Source organism: Kocuria sp. JC486 (assembly GCF_011602805.1).
Taxonomy (GTDB): Bacteria; Actinomycetota; Actinomycetes; order Actinomycetales; family Micrococcaceae; genus Kocuria; species Kocuria soli.
In genome coordinates, this window is the sequence record NZ_JAAOZS010000003.1 from 140,991 (window position 1) to 155,436 (window position 14,446).

Sequence of the window (14,446 nt, forward strand, 5' to 3'; positions counted from 1 at the left end):
AGGGCTCAGGCCCGGTCCAGGTGCACGGAGCGCAGGAGCTCGGAGATCCTGGGGGTCGGGAGCAGACCCTGTTCCTGGCCCCACCCGGGGACCTGGTTCTGCCCGAACCAGGTGACCTCGATCCGTCGAACGGCCCCGTGCCACCGGTTCTGGGCCAGCCCCGAGAGGGCGTAACCGGTGGCCACCGCCGCGCAACACACGACCGTGGGCAGCTTGATCGGGTTGCGACGTCCGGCGTCACGCAGGATGGACGACGTCGTCGCCCCCTCCCACGGGAGCAGCACGATCTGCGGGACCTCGCCGCGGTGCGAACCGACGGTGACCGTGAACTCGGCCAACGCGTCGACCGAGGTCACCGGGGTGTGCGCGGTGCCGTCACCGGCCACCGAACACAGGGGGGAGGACGCGAACGCCGCGAGCCGCTTGGTCGTGGCGCGGCCGCGACCCTGGACCGAGGTCGCCCGCAGGATCACGAGTTCCGGGTGCGTCGGGCGGTCCTCGCGGGCGGCCAGGCGCTGCAGCGCTGACTCACCCAAGGCCTTGGAATAGGAGTACGGGGAGAACGGCGTGGTGCGGGAGGTCTCGTCCAGGAAGTGCGTCTTGCCCTGCACGGCCGCGGAGCTGATGTGCACCACGCGCTTGACACCGGTGCGTTCCGCCGCGGCCAGAATCAGGACGGGCAGCATCGCGTTGGCGCCCACCAGAGCATCCTGGTCCTTGCCGTCCGGTGCCGCGATACCCGCGGCGTTGACCACGATGTCCGCCCCGGCAAAGGAATCCGCCAGGTAGTCGATGACGGACTCCAGGTCACGGGCGCGGCCCAGCAGATGGTGGACCGTGCGGGCTCCGCTCGAGAGCCGGGGGGCCGAAACGGCCTGAACGGTGTGGCCGTCCGCACGCAGTCGTTGCGTCACCGCGGAGCCGACGAACCCCGTTGCTCCCACCACGCGCCATGCTGACGTCACAGACGTTCTCCTCTCGATCGAGTCGGGCTCTTGGCTGTACCCGTCGCCATATCGTACAGAGAACAACCTGGCACGAGCCTCAGGAAGCGGCTCATGACCGGGTGCTAATCTCGGCTGGTCCGGTCCTCCGGGGCGCTCCGGCCTCGGCGGCTCCCCGCTCGAACCGGAGGGGACAACGGATGCGGAGACCGACGAAGAGAGCTAGGTGGTTGGGGCGTGGTCGTGAGGCCGGCACCGCGTGTGGTCGCGGTCGTGGTGAGTTTCAACAGGCGCGAGCTGTTGGAGTCCACGCTGCGGGGAATCATGGGGGCCAACCTGGTTCCGGACGTGACCGTGGTGGTGGACAACGCGTCCACGGACGATTCCGTGGAGTTCATCCGGAGTTTCAGCGCCGATCATCAGGCCTCGGGCGCGCCGGGTGAGATCGAACTCATCACGCTGACCGAGAACCTGGGAGGTGCCGGTGGTTTCACGGTCGGCATCGACCGGGCAGCCAACGGCTTGCAGGCCGACCTGGTCTGGGTCATGGACGACGACACGGAACCCCTGCGCGAAAGCCTCGAAGAAGCCGTCCGCGCCTGGCGGAACTACGACGCCGACGGCGCACGGCGCCCCGTGTTCGTGGCCAGCCAGGTGCTGTGGACCGACGGCAGCGAGCACCCGATGAACTCGATGATCGAGCGGATCGGCGCGGGCCGCGACCGAAAGGCACGCGCGGCAGCCGTGGGCGGTCGCAGCATCCGTTCGGGCTCCTTCGTCTCCCTGCTCATGGACGGCGACGCCGTACGCGCCGCCGGTCTGCCCGTGGCCGACTACTTCATCTGGAACGACGACTTCGAGTTCTCCACCCGGCTGGCCCGGTGGGAGGACGCCATCCAGGTCCCGGCCTCCAAGGTCATGCACCACACCAAGCAGCCGGGCAACACGGACGCCGACCCCGGCCCGCGTTTTTACAACGACGTGCGCAACAAGCTGTGGGTCTTCACGCGCTCGCGGTCGCTGGCGCCGTGGGAGAAGGTGCTCTACGGCGGGGCCACGGCGCGGTTGTGGGTGCGCACGCTGCGTGGCTCGGCGGACCGCCGCGCCGTTGTCGAGCGGTTCGGGCGCGGTGTGCGTGACGCCCTGAAGGCACCGCGGAGCAACCAGGACGTCCTGCGGGGCGTCTGGGAACTGCACGAACAGGGCGCGGGTGCCACGGCGCAGGACCCCTCGACCGACGCGCAGGGCCGCCCCGAGTTCTCCCTGTTGATGCCCGTCTACGGGGGAGACACCCCCGAATGCTTCCACCGCGCACTGGTCTCGTCGACGCTCGAACAGGCCGTGGCGCCGTCGGAGGTCGTGATCGTGCGAGACGGCCCCGTCGCACCCGAACTGCAGCGGGAGATCGACGCCCTCACGGAGCGTCTGCGCGCGGCCACACCGCCGATCGCCGTCGTCCGGGAGGACCTGGAGGTCAACGCGGGGCTGACCAACGCCCTGCGACGGGGCCTGGAGCTGTGCTCCCATGACGTCGTGGCCCGGGCGGACGCCGACGACGTCTCCTACCCCGACCGCTTCGCCCGTCAGCTGCCCCTGATTCAGGACGGAGCCGACGTCGTGGGTGCCGGGATGGACGAGATCGGCGACGACGAGACGCAGCCGCTGGCCCACCGGGAGGCGCCCGTGGGTGCAGCGAACATCCGGCGGGTGTCCAAGCTCCGCAACCCCGTCTCCCACCCGACGGTCGTGTTCCGGCGGCCCGCCGTGGAGGCCGTGGGCGGGTACGAGTACGTTCCCCTAGCCGAGGACTACTGGCTGTGGGTCCGCATGCTGCGCGCGGGAGCCGACATCCGCAACATCGCCGACCCGTTGGTCGGCTACCGGGTGTCGGGTGGGGCCTATCAGCGCCGCGGTGGACTACGCGTTTTCCGTGCGGAGATCGAGTTGCAGAGCCGCCTTCACGGAATCGGGCACCTGAGTTTCCTAGAATGGGGCAGAAACGTCGCCGTGCGGGGCGGGTACCGATTCGTGCCCCGTGTTCTTCGGGAACGTGCCTACCGGAACATGGTGGGCGGTTACCCCAACACTCGGTAGGTCCACCTCGATCGTGGACGTGACCGACGCCGACCCACGTGGCCGGTCGCCGAGTGCCCACGACGCGCGGCTGACAACGAACGCACAGGGCGACGGTCGACCCCTCGGACCGGCCCCGCCCACGGAAGGACCCCCACATGCAGAGCCCGGACGACAGCGGGACCCCAGGTCCTGGAACGGACGGGCCGACGAATGCGTCGGCGTCCGGTGTTCGGCAGAACACCCGACCGACGGCGCGCCGGGCGCAGGGAGGGTCCGAGGCGGAACGCCCCACCGCCTGGCTGTGGATCCAGATGATCCTGGACTCCATGGCCTGGGTGGCGGCCATGGGCGTCGCGCTGGTCCTGCGCTACGAGCTCAGCGTCCAGTTCATCAACGTTCCGAGCCTGTTGATCGTGTGCCTCGTGGCCGTCGGTGCGCAGTTGGCGATCGGGTACTCCTTCGCGCTGTACCGCGGGCGCTATTCCTACGGCAGCTTCGACGAGGGCAAGCTGCTCATCGTCGTCACCCTGATCGTGACCGGGCTGCTGCAGATCGTCCTCCTGGTGGCGGGCAACGCGATCGGGATTCCACGGTCCGTGGCCATGATCGCCTTCCCCTTCGCGGCCTTGTTCATGGCGGCCTTCCGCTACCTCAAGCGCATGTACCAGGAATCGACGTCGAAACCCCAGGGCAACGCGCAGCACGTGGTGGTCTACGGTGCCGGGCAGTCCGGGACGTTCATCGTCCAGCGCATGATGCAGGACCCGGATTCGGAGTACCTGCCGGTGGCCCTCCTGGACGACGACCCGGCCAAGAAACACCTCCGTGTCTCCTCCGTGCCTGTTCTGGGCACCATCGCCGATGCCCCCGACGTCTTGGCGCAGACCCGTTCCAGCATTCTCCTGGTGGCGCAGTCCAACGCCTCCTCCAAGCTCATGCAGCGGGTGTCCGACATCGTGGCCGGGACCAACACGCGCGTGATGACGGTTCCGCCGGTCCGGGACATGCTCACCGGCTCGGGGACCAGCGTGGACATCCGCGACATCAGCCTCGAGGACCTGATCGGGCGCACCCCCGTGGACATCGACGTCGCGGGGATCGCCGACTACATCTCGGGCAAGCGCGTCCTGGTGACGGGTGCCGGTGGATCCATCGGGTCCGAACTGTGCCGCCAGTTGCTGGCCTTCGATCCCGGTGAACTCATGATGCTGGACCGGGACGAGACGAACCTGCAGGCCACGCAGATCTCCATCACCGGCCGCGGTCTGTTGGACGGGCAGGACACGGTGCTCGCCGACATCCGCGACGGGGAGAACCTTGCCCGGATCTTCGAACGCCGCCGCCCCGAGGTCGTTTTCCACGCCGCCGCCCTGAAGCACGTGTCACTGCTCGAGACCTACCCGGACGAGGCCTGGAAGACCAATGTCCTGGGCACGCTCAACGTCCTCGAGGCCGCCCGAGCGGCCGACGTCGAGGTCTTCGTGAACGTGTCCACGGACAAAGCCGCGAACCCGACCACCACGCTGGGCCACTCCAAGCGAGTGGCAGAGAAACTGACCGCGTGGATGGCCCAGCAGACGGGGAAGCGCTACACCTCCGTGCGCTTCGGCAACGTGTTCGGCTCCCGTGGTTCGATGCTGCCCCTGTTCACCGAGCAGATCCGCCAGGGCGGGCCGATCACCGTCACGGACGAGAACGCCACGCGCTACTTCATGACCATCCCGGAGGCCTGCCAGCTGGTGGTCCAGGCCGGGGCGATCGGAAGCGGCGGAGAGGTGCTGATCCTGGACATGGGGGAGCCCGTGCGGATTCTCGACGTCGCCAAACGTCTCCGTTCGCTCTCCGGCCAGGAGGGGATCGAGATCGTGATCACCGGCCTGCGCCCGGGGGAGAAGCTGCATGAGGAACTCATCGGCCTGGGGGAAACCGACCGCCGGCCCTTCCACCCCAAGATTTCCCACGCCCAGGCCGACGCCCTGGCCCCGATCAATCTGGACCGACACATCTGGAAGGTCCGCGGTGGTATGGCCACCACGGGCACCATCCCGGTGGTCCGGACCTCCACGCAGCCCGCGCTGACCAAGTTCCACGGTGCGCGCAAGTCCGGCGTTCAGGCTGAAAGCGTGCAAGCCGAAGAGGACGGGACCGAGCCGTCGCCGTCGGGGAGGGCGTCATGATCGGCATGCCGAGCGTTCTCTCCGTCAACCCGGGTGCCACGCCCACTCCGGAGGAGCTGCGTCATCTCCTGGTGCTGTTGGCGACCTTCGGAGTGGCGGCCTTCGTCCTCAGCGTGCTCCTTCCGTTCGTCGTCAAACCGCTGCTGACGCGGTGGGGCGTGGTGGACATCCCCAATGAACGCTCCTCCCACACGCGCACGGTCATCCGTGGCATGGGCCTGGCGGTCGCGATCGCCGTCGTGGTCGTGCAGCTGGCCGGGGTTCTCACCGGAACCGTGGCCACGGACCGCTCCATCGCGTTGACCGTGCTGGCGGGAACCGTGGCTTGTGCGGCACTTGGCTGGACGGAGGACTTCAAAGGGGTCTCGGTCCGGGTCCGCCTCCTGGCCCAGACCATGATCGGCGGCGCTTGTGCGGCTTTGCTGGTGTGGGCGCTGGAGACCACACCGCTGTGGTGGGTCGTGTGCACCGTGGCCGTGGTGGTCTACGTCAACGTCGCGAACTTCATGGACGGGATCAACGGGATCTCCGGTCTGCACGGTGTCGTCGTCGGCCTTCTGTACGCGTGGGCCGGTGCCTGCAATGACCTCCCCTGGATGATGGTCGGTTCCCTTGTGGTCGCAGGGGCCTTCGCCGGCTTCCTGCCCTGGAACCTCTCCCGCGGGTCGGTGTTCCTGGGGGACGTGGGGTCGTACCTGTTGGGCGGCGCGGTCATCCTGATCGCCGTGGCGGCGTTCCTGTCCGGCGTCTACGTCGAATACCTCCTGCCCCCTCTGTCCGTGTACCTGGCCGACACCTCCTGGACCCTGCTGCGCCGCATCCGCGCGGGGGAGCCCTGGTGGCGTCCTCACCGCCAGCACACCTACCAGAGGCTGACCGACGTCGGGTTCTCACACATCGGATCGTCCCTGGTCGTGGCGGGCACGACCGTGCTGGTCTCCCTCATCACGCTCGTGGGGCTCCGGCTCAGCGGAGGCGGGCTCGTGGCCGCGGGGACCGTCGTGGTCCTCCTGCTCGTGCTCTACCTCGCCCTGCCGTCGTTGATCGGTCGCCGGTCCCGGAACCACGGGGAAGCTCTTTCCGCCGAGGAAGCGGCGCGTTCGTGAAGGCTCGCTCCGCCACACCGAGCAGAACCCGCGGCGGTACCACGGTCACCGGCAACGTCTGGGCGCGCATGTTGCGGATTTCCCTGCTCTGTGGAGCGATCATTGCGGTGTGTTGCGTGGCCCTGGCAGCCGTTGTCGACGGCGCGGCCGGAGCCGGCAGCGCCGGCCTGGGCACGGTGATCGTCGCGGCGGTGTTCGGGATCTCTCTGGGCGGACTCTGGTGGTCCTCGAAGTACCCGGCACCCGTGGCAGCGCTGGTCATGCTCGTGATGTACGCGGCACTGGTGGCCGCCGGGACCATGATCCTGTTCGGCGCGCCCAAGCCCGAGTGGGTTCTCCCACCCTGGATGGGCACGGCGGTCATCGGGCAGGTCGTGGCGTGGCTCGGCGGGTCCGCGGTTGCCTTGCGCCGTAGCAGACTGCCCGTCTTCGACGTCGACACCCGAACTCAACCCCGCGAGGAGACGGTATGACGTCCGCGAACGACCCCGCAGAGCGCCCCGCTGAGGAAGTCTCCGACGGCGTTCCCCGTGACCGGTCACGGACGCCGGCTGAACCCGCCGATAGCGCCGCGCAGGACACGCCGACCGGGGTCTCCGAGCAACCCGATCAGGGTGCACGACCCGCCTCCCGACTGAGCACGGTCGGGGAACTCGTGGAAGCCGGTGGAAACCGCGGCGCGCTGGGCATCTTGGTCTACCTGGTGATTGGGACCGCGTTTTGGAGTCTGGTAGGGTTCCTGCTGGATTACCTGGTGGGGACGCAGTGGCTTGTCCTGCTCGGGGCAGGTCTCGGTCTAGCTGCCGGGGTCATACTTGCCTACCTCCACCTGCAAGCCGGACTCAAGGACCAATGACGGTCCCGCAGCCGGTGATGACGCCCGGAACCGCACCGCAGAGACACACCACCGTGACCACGGCCAGGGCTCTGCGGGTGGAAGCAGAAAGGACCGCCATTGATCGTCGCCCCAGTTCTTGAGGGACAAGGCTTCCAGGCTCCCAGCGTTTCGGACATGTACCTGCCTCCGTTCTTCGAGGTTGGTTCGTTCGAATTCGGCAAGCACACCCTCCTGATCCTGCTGTCGGTCGTGTTCATCGCGGGCTTCTTCCTCTGGGCGATCCGCAAGCAGGCGCTGGTGCCCTCCAAGGGCCAGTACCTGGGGGAGATGGGCTACGGCTTCGTCCGCAACTCCCTGGGCCGCGACATCATCGGTGAGAAGGAATTCCGCCCCTGGATCCCGCTGCTGTTCACCTTCTTCTTCTTCATCCTGGTGAACAACCTGTTCGGCTCCATCCCGGTCCTGCAGCTCCCGACGTTCTCCCACCCCGGTTCGGCCTATGTCCTGGCCGGCATCGCGTACATCAGCTGGGTCTTCATCGGCATCAAGCGACACGGGTTCGCGCACTTCATGGGCAAGATGACCATGCCGCCGGACGTGCCCAAGCTGCTCTACATCTTCTTGATCCCCATCGAGTTCATCTCGAACCTGATCATCCGCCCCGTCACCCACGCACTGCGTGTGTTCGCGACGATGTTCGCGGGCCACATGGCCATCATGGTGGCGGCCTCGCTGCTCGGCTTCCTGGTCAGTGAAGTCGGCGGTCTGGGCATCCTCGGCGGTGCGGGTGCACTGTTCCTGGGCATCTTCATCTTCTTCCTGGAGATTCTGATCCAGGTCCTGCAGGCCTACATCTTCACGCTGTTGTTCGCGGTGTACGTGGACGGCGCGTTGCAGGAAGGTCACTGACCCCAAGATTTGGCCTGGCTGTCGGCCGGGTCGACCAGCGGAGCACTCTCCGACAAGTCAACCGCCATTCGTGGCACACGGCCCGCACCCGGGCAGTACGAAAGGAAACACCAAGAATGGACATCAACGGTTCCCTCTCCGTCATCGGTTACGGTCTCGCAGCCATCGGCGGTGGCATCGGCGTCGGTCTGATCTTCGCCGCCTACATGCAGGCCGTGTCCCGCCAGCCGGAGACCCAGCGCATCATTCAGCCGATGCTCTTCATGGGCTTCGCCGTGGTCGAGGCCCTGGCCATCCTGGGCTTCGTTCTGGCACTGCTCTGATCCTTCCCACGGGAAGGTTCAGGAAGTTCAGCCCAAGAGAACAGGAAATTCGTCCATGACCACACACATCATGGCGGCCAGCGAGAATCCGCTGCTTCCGAACGGCTGGGAGATGCTGATCACCGCGATCGGCTTCTTCATCCTGCTGTTCGTCGCTATCAAGTGGATCGTGCCGATGTTCGAGCGCACCTACGCCGAACGCACGGACGCGATCGAGGGTGGCCTGGCCAAGGCCGAGGCAGCTCAGGCCGAGGCCGACAAGGCCCGCGACGAGTACAACCAGCAGCTGGAGTCCGCTCGTCTCGAGGCGCAGAAGATCCGCGAGGAAGCTCGCGCCGAGGGTGAAAAGATCCTGGCCGACTTCAAGGACCGCGCCAACGTGGAATCCGCACGGATCACCGAGAACGCTCACACGGCCATCGCGGCCGAGCGTTCCGCCGCCGTCGCGTCCCTGCGCAACGAGGTCGGATCCCTGGCGATCCAGCTGTCCTCCAAGGTCGTGGGGGAGTCGCTGTCCGACGACGAGCGTTCGCGCCGTGTCGTCGACCGCTTCCTCTCCGATCTTGAGCAGAACCCGACCGATGCGGGTGCTCAGCGGTGACGGGCGCGGGATCCGACGGAAACCGTCTCGACCTGACACGCGTGCTCGAGCGCTGGGCCGGTGCGGCTCAGCCCCGGCTGGCCCGTGACGTCTTCGGGATCACTGCCGTGCTCGATGAGCAGGGCAGCCTCCGCCGGGCCCTGACCGATCCCGCGCACTCCGATGACCAGCGCGTGGCTCTTGCCTGGCGGGTCTTCGAAGGGCGTACCTCCCGGGAAGCCTGCGAGGTGCTCGACGCACTGGTCCGCCAGCGCTGGAGCGGTGATCGAGGTCTGGCCGACGGACTCGAGGCCGCGGGCGTCACGCTCGCCGGACACGCTGCGGAGAACCGCGCGGGTGCCGAGGGCCTGGACAACGTCGTCGACGATCTGCTGTCCGTGCAGGGCCTGTTGGACTCGGACGCCGAACTGCAGCGAGCCTTCACCGACGCCCGGGCGACGGACGACGCGAAGCTCACTCTGTTGGGACGCGTCGCACCGAACCTCAGCGAGGAAGCCCGCGTGCTCGTGGAGCAGGCCGTGACCAACCCCCGCGGTGCACTGCCGCAGCGGTTGCTCGGCACGTTCGCGGACCGGTTGGCCGAACTGCGAGATCGGTGGATCGCACGGGTCTCCACGCCCGTCGCGCTGGACGACTCCCAGGTCGAGCGTCTGCGCTCCGCACTGGGCCGGATCTACGGTCGCGATCTCAAGGTCGTCGTGGACACGGACCGATCGCTGGTCGGTGGCCTGCGCGTCACGGTGGGGGACGAAGTCTTCGACGGCTCGGTCGCCACCCGACTCAACGAGTTGCAGCTCAAGCTCGGAGCCTGATCCGTCGCGCGTCGTGCGCGACGGGCCACGGACCAACCGCAGCCGAACAACTGAAGCCACAGCCACTAGGGCACCGCACGGACCCCGCTGGGACACCAAGGGACCGTCAGACGAAACAGCTGGTCATCGGCACGATGATCACGAACCAGGAAGCAGGGACACGAGATGGCCGAAGTGACCATCAACGCCGATGAGGTCCGCAGCGCGCTACAAGAGTTCGCAGCGTCCTACGACCCCGGCAACACCGAACGTAAGGAAGTTGGCCGCGTCATCTCCGCAGCCGACGGCATTGCCCGAGTCGAGGGTCTTCCCTCCGTCATGGCCAACGAGCTGCTGCGCTTCGAGAACGGCGTGCTCGGCCTGGCACAGGACCTGGACACCCGTGACCTCGGCGTCGTCGTTCTGGGTGACTTCCAGGAGATCGAGGAAGGCCAGACCGTCGAGCGGACCGGTGAGATCCTCTCCGTGCCGGTCGGCGACGGCTTCCTGGGTCGCGTGGTCGACACCCTCGGCCAGCCCATCGACGACCTGGGCCCGATCGAGGCCGAGGGCCGCCGCGCACTGGAGCTCCAGGCACCCGGCGTGACCATGCGTAAGTCGGTCCACGAACCGCTGCAGACCGGCCTCAAGGCGATCGACGCGATGATCCCGATCGGTCGCGGTCAGCGTCAGCTGATCATCGGTGACCGTCAGACCGGTAAGACCGCCATCGCGATCGACGCGATCCTCAACCAGCGCGCGAACTGGGAGACCGGGGACGCGAACAAGCAGGTGCGCTGCATCTACGTCGCGATCGGTCAGAAGGCTTCGACCATCGCCTCGGTCCGCAAGACCCTCGAGGACAACGGTGCCCTGGAATACACCACCATCGTTGCCGCTTCCGCCTCCGACTCCGCCGGTGTGAAGTACCTGGCCCCCTACGCGGGTTCGGCCATCGGCCAGCACTGGATGTACGGCGGCAAGCACGTCCTGATCATCTTCGACGACCTGTCCAAGCAGGCCGAGGCCTACCGTGCGACGTCGCTGCTGCTGCGCCGCCCGCCGGGACGTGAGGCCTACCCGGGTGACGTCTTCTACCTGCACTCCCGCCTGCTCGAGCGTTGCGCCAAGCTCTCGGACGACCTGGGCGCGGGTTCCATGACGGGCCTGCCGATCGTGGAGACCAAGGCCAACGACGTCTCCGCGTTCATTCCGACCAACGTCATCTCGATCACCGACGGGCAGATCTTCCTGCAGTCGGACCTGTTCAACGCCGACCAGCGTCCCGCCGTCGACGTGGGCATCTCGGTGTCCCGCGTGGGCGGTGCGGCGCAGGTCAAGGCCATGAAGAAGGTTTCCGGCACGCTCAAGCTCGAGCTGGCCTCCTACCGCTCCATGCAGGCCTTCGCGATGTTCGCCTCCGACCTGGACGCCGCCTCCCGTCAGCAGCTGACCCGTGGTGCGCGTCTGACCGAGCTCCTGCGCCAGAAGCAGTACAACCCGTACTCCGTCGAGGAGCAGGTCGTCTCCATCTGGGCCGGCACCAACGGTCACCTGGACGAGATCGAGGTCGCCGACGTCCTGGACTTCGAGTCCGCTCTGCTGGACCAGGTCCGGCGGACGACCAACGTCATGGACTCGATCGCCTCGACCGGCAAGCTCGAGGACGACACCGTGTCAGCACTGGAGACGGCCGTGGCCGAGGTCAAGCGCGACTTCAAGGGTCACAACCGCGACATCCACGCCCCGGGCCGCGAGGAGCACCAGGCCATGGATTCCGAGGACGTCGCCCAGGAACAGCTGTCCGCCGGCGGCTCGACGGCCAGCCGCTGATCAGCCTCGAACTGCAGTCTCCGCCCGGGTGCCGCGTCATGCGGCGCCCCGGGCGGTAACGAAAGGAAGCTACATGGGAGCGCAGATCCGGGTCTACCGGAACAAGATCTCCTCCACGCAGTCGATGAAGAAGATCTTCAAGGCGATGGAGATGATCGCGACCTCGCGTATCAACAAGGCTCGCCAGCGGATCAGCTCTGCCTCGCCGTACGCCAACGCACTGACGCGACTGCTGTCGCAGGTGGTCACCCAGACCTCGGGTGATCACCCGTTCCTGCGCGGCACCGACGACGTCCGGCGCTCCGCCGTCGTCGTCTTCAGCTCCGACCGCGGTCTGGCCGGGTCCTACTCGGCCAACGTGCTCAAGCAGGCCGAGGGACTCCTGGAGATGCTGCACAACGACGGCCGTGAGGTGAAGATCTACCTGGTCGGACGAAAGGCCAAGCAGTACTTCGACTTCCGCGGACGCGATTACGAGAAGTTCTGGGAGGGTGAGACGGACAACGCCAGCACGGAGCGTGCGCACGAAGTCGCCGACGTGCTGCTGGACGCCTTCACTGCGGACTACGAGGCCGGTGGGATCGACGAGATTCACCTGGTCTACACGCGGTTCCACTCGATGGTCACCCAGGAGCCGAAGGTTCTCCGCCTGCTTCCGCTGGAAGTCGTGGACGCCAACGCGCTCAACGACGACATCACCAAGTCGTTGCCGGAGCTGGAGAGCAACTCCCAGGAGTTCGAGTTCGAGCCCAACGCCGAGGAGTTCCTTGACAAGGCGCTGCCGCGGTACTTCCGGGCCCGGATCTACTCGTGCCTGTGCCAGGCCGCTGCCTCCGAGCTCGCCTCGCGTCAGCGGGCCATGAAGTCGGCCGGTGACAACGCGGATGAACTCATTCGCAAGTACACGCGTCTGATGAACAACGCCCGCCAGGCCGAAGTGACCACCGAATTGACCGAGATCGTTTCCGCCTCCGAAGCACTCTGACCGTCGTCGGGCCCTCGGGCCCGCCAACGACGGCGACGCGCGTCACGCGCCCACCCCACACCCGCCACACACGACAAGTGAAGTGAGAGACATGACTGCCACCATCAACGAGCAGCAGGACACCCAGCCTGCCGCTGGCGCCATCGGCCGCGTCGCGCGCGTCAAGGGCTCGGTCGTGGACATCGAGTTCCCCGAGAACCAGATGCCCGACATCTACAACGCTCTGACCACCGAGCTGACCTTCGAGGGCGAGTCCAAGACCATCTACCTGGAGACCGCTCAGCACCTGGGTGACAACCTGGTGCGTGCGATCTCCCTGCAGCTGACCGACGGCCTGGTTCGCGGCACCGAGGTGCAGGACACCGGCGCCCCGATCTCGGTCCCCGTGGGCGACGTCGTCAAGGGCCACATCTTCAACGTCGTCGGCAACGCCCTGGACGTGGACAACAGCGAACTTGAGATCAAGGACCGCTGGCCGATTCACCGCCCTGCACCGGGTTTCGCCGATCTCGAGGGTTCGACCGAGATGCTGGAGACCGGCATCAAGTCCATCGACCTGTTGACCCCCTACATCAAGGGCGGAAAGATCGGTCTGTTCGGTGGCGCCGGTGTGGGCAAGACCGTGCTGATCCAGGAAATGATCACCCGTGTGGCCCGCAACTTCGGCGGTACCTCCGTGTTCGCCGGTGTGGGCGAGCGCACCCGTGAGGGCAACGACCTCTGGGTCGAGATGGAAGAGGCCGGGGTGCTCAAGGACACCGCCCTGGTGTTCGGCCAGATGGACGAGCCCCCTGGAACGCGTCTGCGCATCGCCCTGACCGGCCTGACCATGGCGGAGTACTTCCGCGACGTTCAGAACCAGGACGTGCTGCTGTTCATCGACAACATCTTCCGGTTCACCCAGGCCGGTTCCGAGGTCTCGACCCTGCTGGGCCGCATCCCCTCGGCCGTGGGCTACCAGCCCACCCTGGCGGACGAGATGGGTGTGCTCCAGGAGCGCATCACCTCGACCCGTGGCCACTCGATCACCTCCATGCAGGCGATCTACGTCCCGGCCGATGACTACACGGACCCGGCACCGGCCACCACGTTCGCCCACCTGGACGCGACCACCAACCTCTCGCGTGACATTGCCTCCCGTGGCCTGTATCCCGCGATCGACCCGCTGGCCTCGACCTCGCGCATTCTCGACCCGCAGTACGTGGGCCAGGAGCACTACGACGTCGCCACCCGTGTGAAGTCGATCCTGCAGGAGAACAAGGAACTGCAGGACATCATCGCGATCCTGGGTGTGGAGGAGCTCTCCGAGGAGCAGAAGGTCGTCGTGTCCCGTGCCCGGCGCATCGAGCAGTTCCTGTCGCAGAACACCTACACCGCCCTGCAGTTCACGGGTGTCGAGGGCTCGACCGTTCCCGTGGCCGAGACCATCGACTCCTTCAAGAAGATCTGCGACGGCGAGCTGGACCACGTTCCCGAGCAGGCGTTCTACAACGTCGGTGGCCTGGACGACGTCATGGCCAAGTGGGACGAGATCAAGCGCTCCACCGGAGAGAAGTGACCATGGCTGCTCCGCTGATCGTCGAGATCGTCGAGCTCTCCGAGCCCGTGTGGCACGGCGAGGCCCGCCAGGTCATCGTGCGCACCACCGATGGTGACCTCGGCATCCTCTCGGGTCACGTGGCCACCGCCGGTGTGCTGGTTCCCGGGCGGGTCGTGATCGACCCCGTGGACGGGCAGCGCATCGAAGGCCAGATCGACGGCGGTTTCGTCTCCGTCGACGGCAATCGTGTGACGATCGTCGCCGACCACTACGAAGGCCCCGGCGAAAGCCGCTGACCGGTATCCGTGCGAAGCCCCCGTACA

14 protein-coding genes are annotated in these 14,446 nt (G+C 67.0%); 13 read left to right on the top strand and 1 reads right to left on the bottom strand.

Going from position 1 to position 14,446, the window contains the following annotated elements; translation table 11 throughout:
- Window positions 1-5: 5 nt before the first annotated feature.
- Window positions 6-965, bottom strand: a complete 960-nt coding sequence (locus GWK18_RS02870; RefSeq protein ID WP_166833082.1) for an NAD-dependent epimerase/dehydratase family protein — start codon at window positions 963-965, stop codon at window positions 6-8.
- 240 nt (window positions 966-1,205) lie between these two features.
- Between GWK18_RS02870 and GWK18_RS02875 the strand changes: the two genes are divergently transcribed.
- The 13 genes from GWK18_RS02875 to GWK18_RS02935 all read left to right on the top strand — a co-directional run bounded on the left by GWK18_RS02875 (window position 1,206) and on the right by GWK18_RS02935 (window position 14,419).
- Window positions 1,206-3,038, top strand: coding sequence for a glycosyltransferase (locus tag GWK18_RS02875; protein WP_348535822.1), 1,833 nt, complete (start codon window positions 1,206-1,208; stop codon window positions 3,036-3,038).
- A 293-nt stretch (window positions 3,039-3,331) separates the two neighbouring features.
- Entirely contained in the window at window positions 3,332-5,197 is a 1,866-nt protein-coding gene (locus GWK18_RS02880) for a nucleoside-diphosphate sugar epimerase/dehydratase (RefSeq protein ID WP_233568782.1), read from the top strand.
- Complete coding sequence (locus GWK18_RS02885) at window positions 5,194-6,303, top strand: glycosyltransferase family 4 protein (protein ID WP_166833084.1); 1,110 nt, start codon at window positions 5,194-5,196, stop codon at window positions 6,301-6,303. The genes GWK18_RS02880 and GWK18_RS02885 overlap by 4 nt, the downstream gene beginning before the upstream one ends.
- Window positions 6,300-6,776 (top strand): hypothetical protein, encoded by a 477-nt coding sequence (locus GWK18_RS02890; protein WP_166833086.1) that lies wholly within the window; start codon window positions 6,300-6,302, stop codon window positions 6,774-6,776. Before GWK18_RS02885 ends, GWK18_RS02890 begins: the two co-directional genes overlap by 4 nt.
- The gene (locus tag GWK18_RS02895) at window positions 6,773-7,159 is read left to right on the top strand and encodes a hypothetical protein (RefSeq protein WP_166833088.1); all 387 of its coding nucleotides are present in this window, start codon (window positions 6,773-6,775) and stop codon (window positions 7,157-7,159) included. The genes GWK18_RS02890 and GWK18_RS02895 overlap by 4 nt, the downstream gene beginning before the upstream one ends.
- A 156-nt stretch (window positions 7,160-7,315) precedes the next feature.
- Window positions 7,316-8,050: a F0F1 ATP synthase subunit A gene (atpB, locus tag GWK18_RS02900; protein WP_166833192.1), complete on the top strand. Its 735-nt coding sequence runs from the start codon at window positions 7,316-7,318 to the stop codon at window positions 8,048-8,050.
- A gap of 116 nt (window positions 8,051-8,166) precedes the next feature.
- The gene (locus GWK18_RS02905; RefSeq protein WP_166833090.1) at window positions 8,167-8,373 is read left to right on the top strand and encodes a F0F1 ATP synthase subunit C; all 207 of its coding nucleotides are present in this window, start codon (window positions 8,167-8,169) and stop codon (window positions 8,371-8,373) included.
- 55 nt (window positions 8,374-8,428) lie between these two features.
- Window positions 8,429-8,974 carry a F0F1 ATP synthase subunit B gene (locus tag GWK18_RS02910; protein ID WP_166833092.1) on the top strand — a complete coding sequence of 182 codons (546 nt, stop codon included), beginning with the start codon at window positions 8,429-8,431 and terminating at the stop codon, window positions 8,972-8,974.
- A 41-nt stretch (window positions 8,975-9,015) separates the two neighbouring features.
- Window positions 9,016-9,786, top strand: coding sequence for a F0F1 ATP synthase subunit delta (locus GWK18_RS02915; RefSeq protein ID WP_348535813.1), 771 nt, complete (start codon window positions 9,016-9,018; stop codon window positions 9,784-9,786).
- A gap of 165 nt (window positions 9,787-9,951) precedes the next feature.
- Window positions 9,952-11,598 (top strand): F0F1 ATP synthase subunit alpha, encoded by a 1,647-nt coding sequence (atpA, locus tag GWK18_RS02920; RefSeq protein WP_166833094.1) that lies wholly within the window; start codon window positions 9,952-9,954, stop codon window positions 11,596-11,598.
- 73 nt (window positions 11,599-11,671) lie between these two features.
- On the top strand, window positions 11,672-12,583 hold the full coding sequence (locus tag GWK18_RS02925; RefSeq protein ID WP_123825227.1) for a F0F1 ATP synthase subunit gamma: 912 nt from the start codon (window positions 11,672-11,674) through the stop codon (window positions 12,581-12,583).
- Window positions 12,584-12,674: 91 nt separating this feature from the next.
- Complete coding sequence (gene atpD / locus GWK18_RS02930; RefSeq protein WP_123825226.1) at window positions 12,675-14,141, top strand: F0F1 ATP synthase subunit beta; 1,467 nt, start codon at window positions 12,675-12,677, stop codon at window positions 14,139-14,141.
- 2 nt (window positions 14,142-14,143) lie between these two features.
- On the top strand, window positions 14,144-14,419 hold the full coding sequence (locus tag GWK18_RS02935) for a F0F1 ATP synthase subunit epsilon (protein ID WP_166833096.1): 276 nt from the start codon (window positions 14,144-14,146) through the stop codon (window positions 14,417-14,419).
- Window positions 14,420-14,446: the final 27 nt, after the last annotated feature.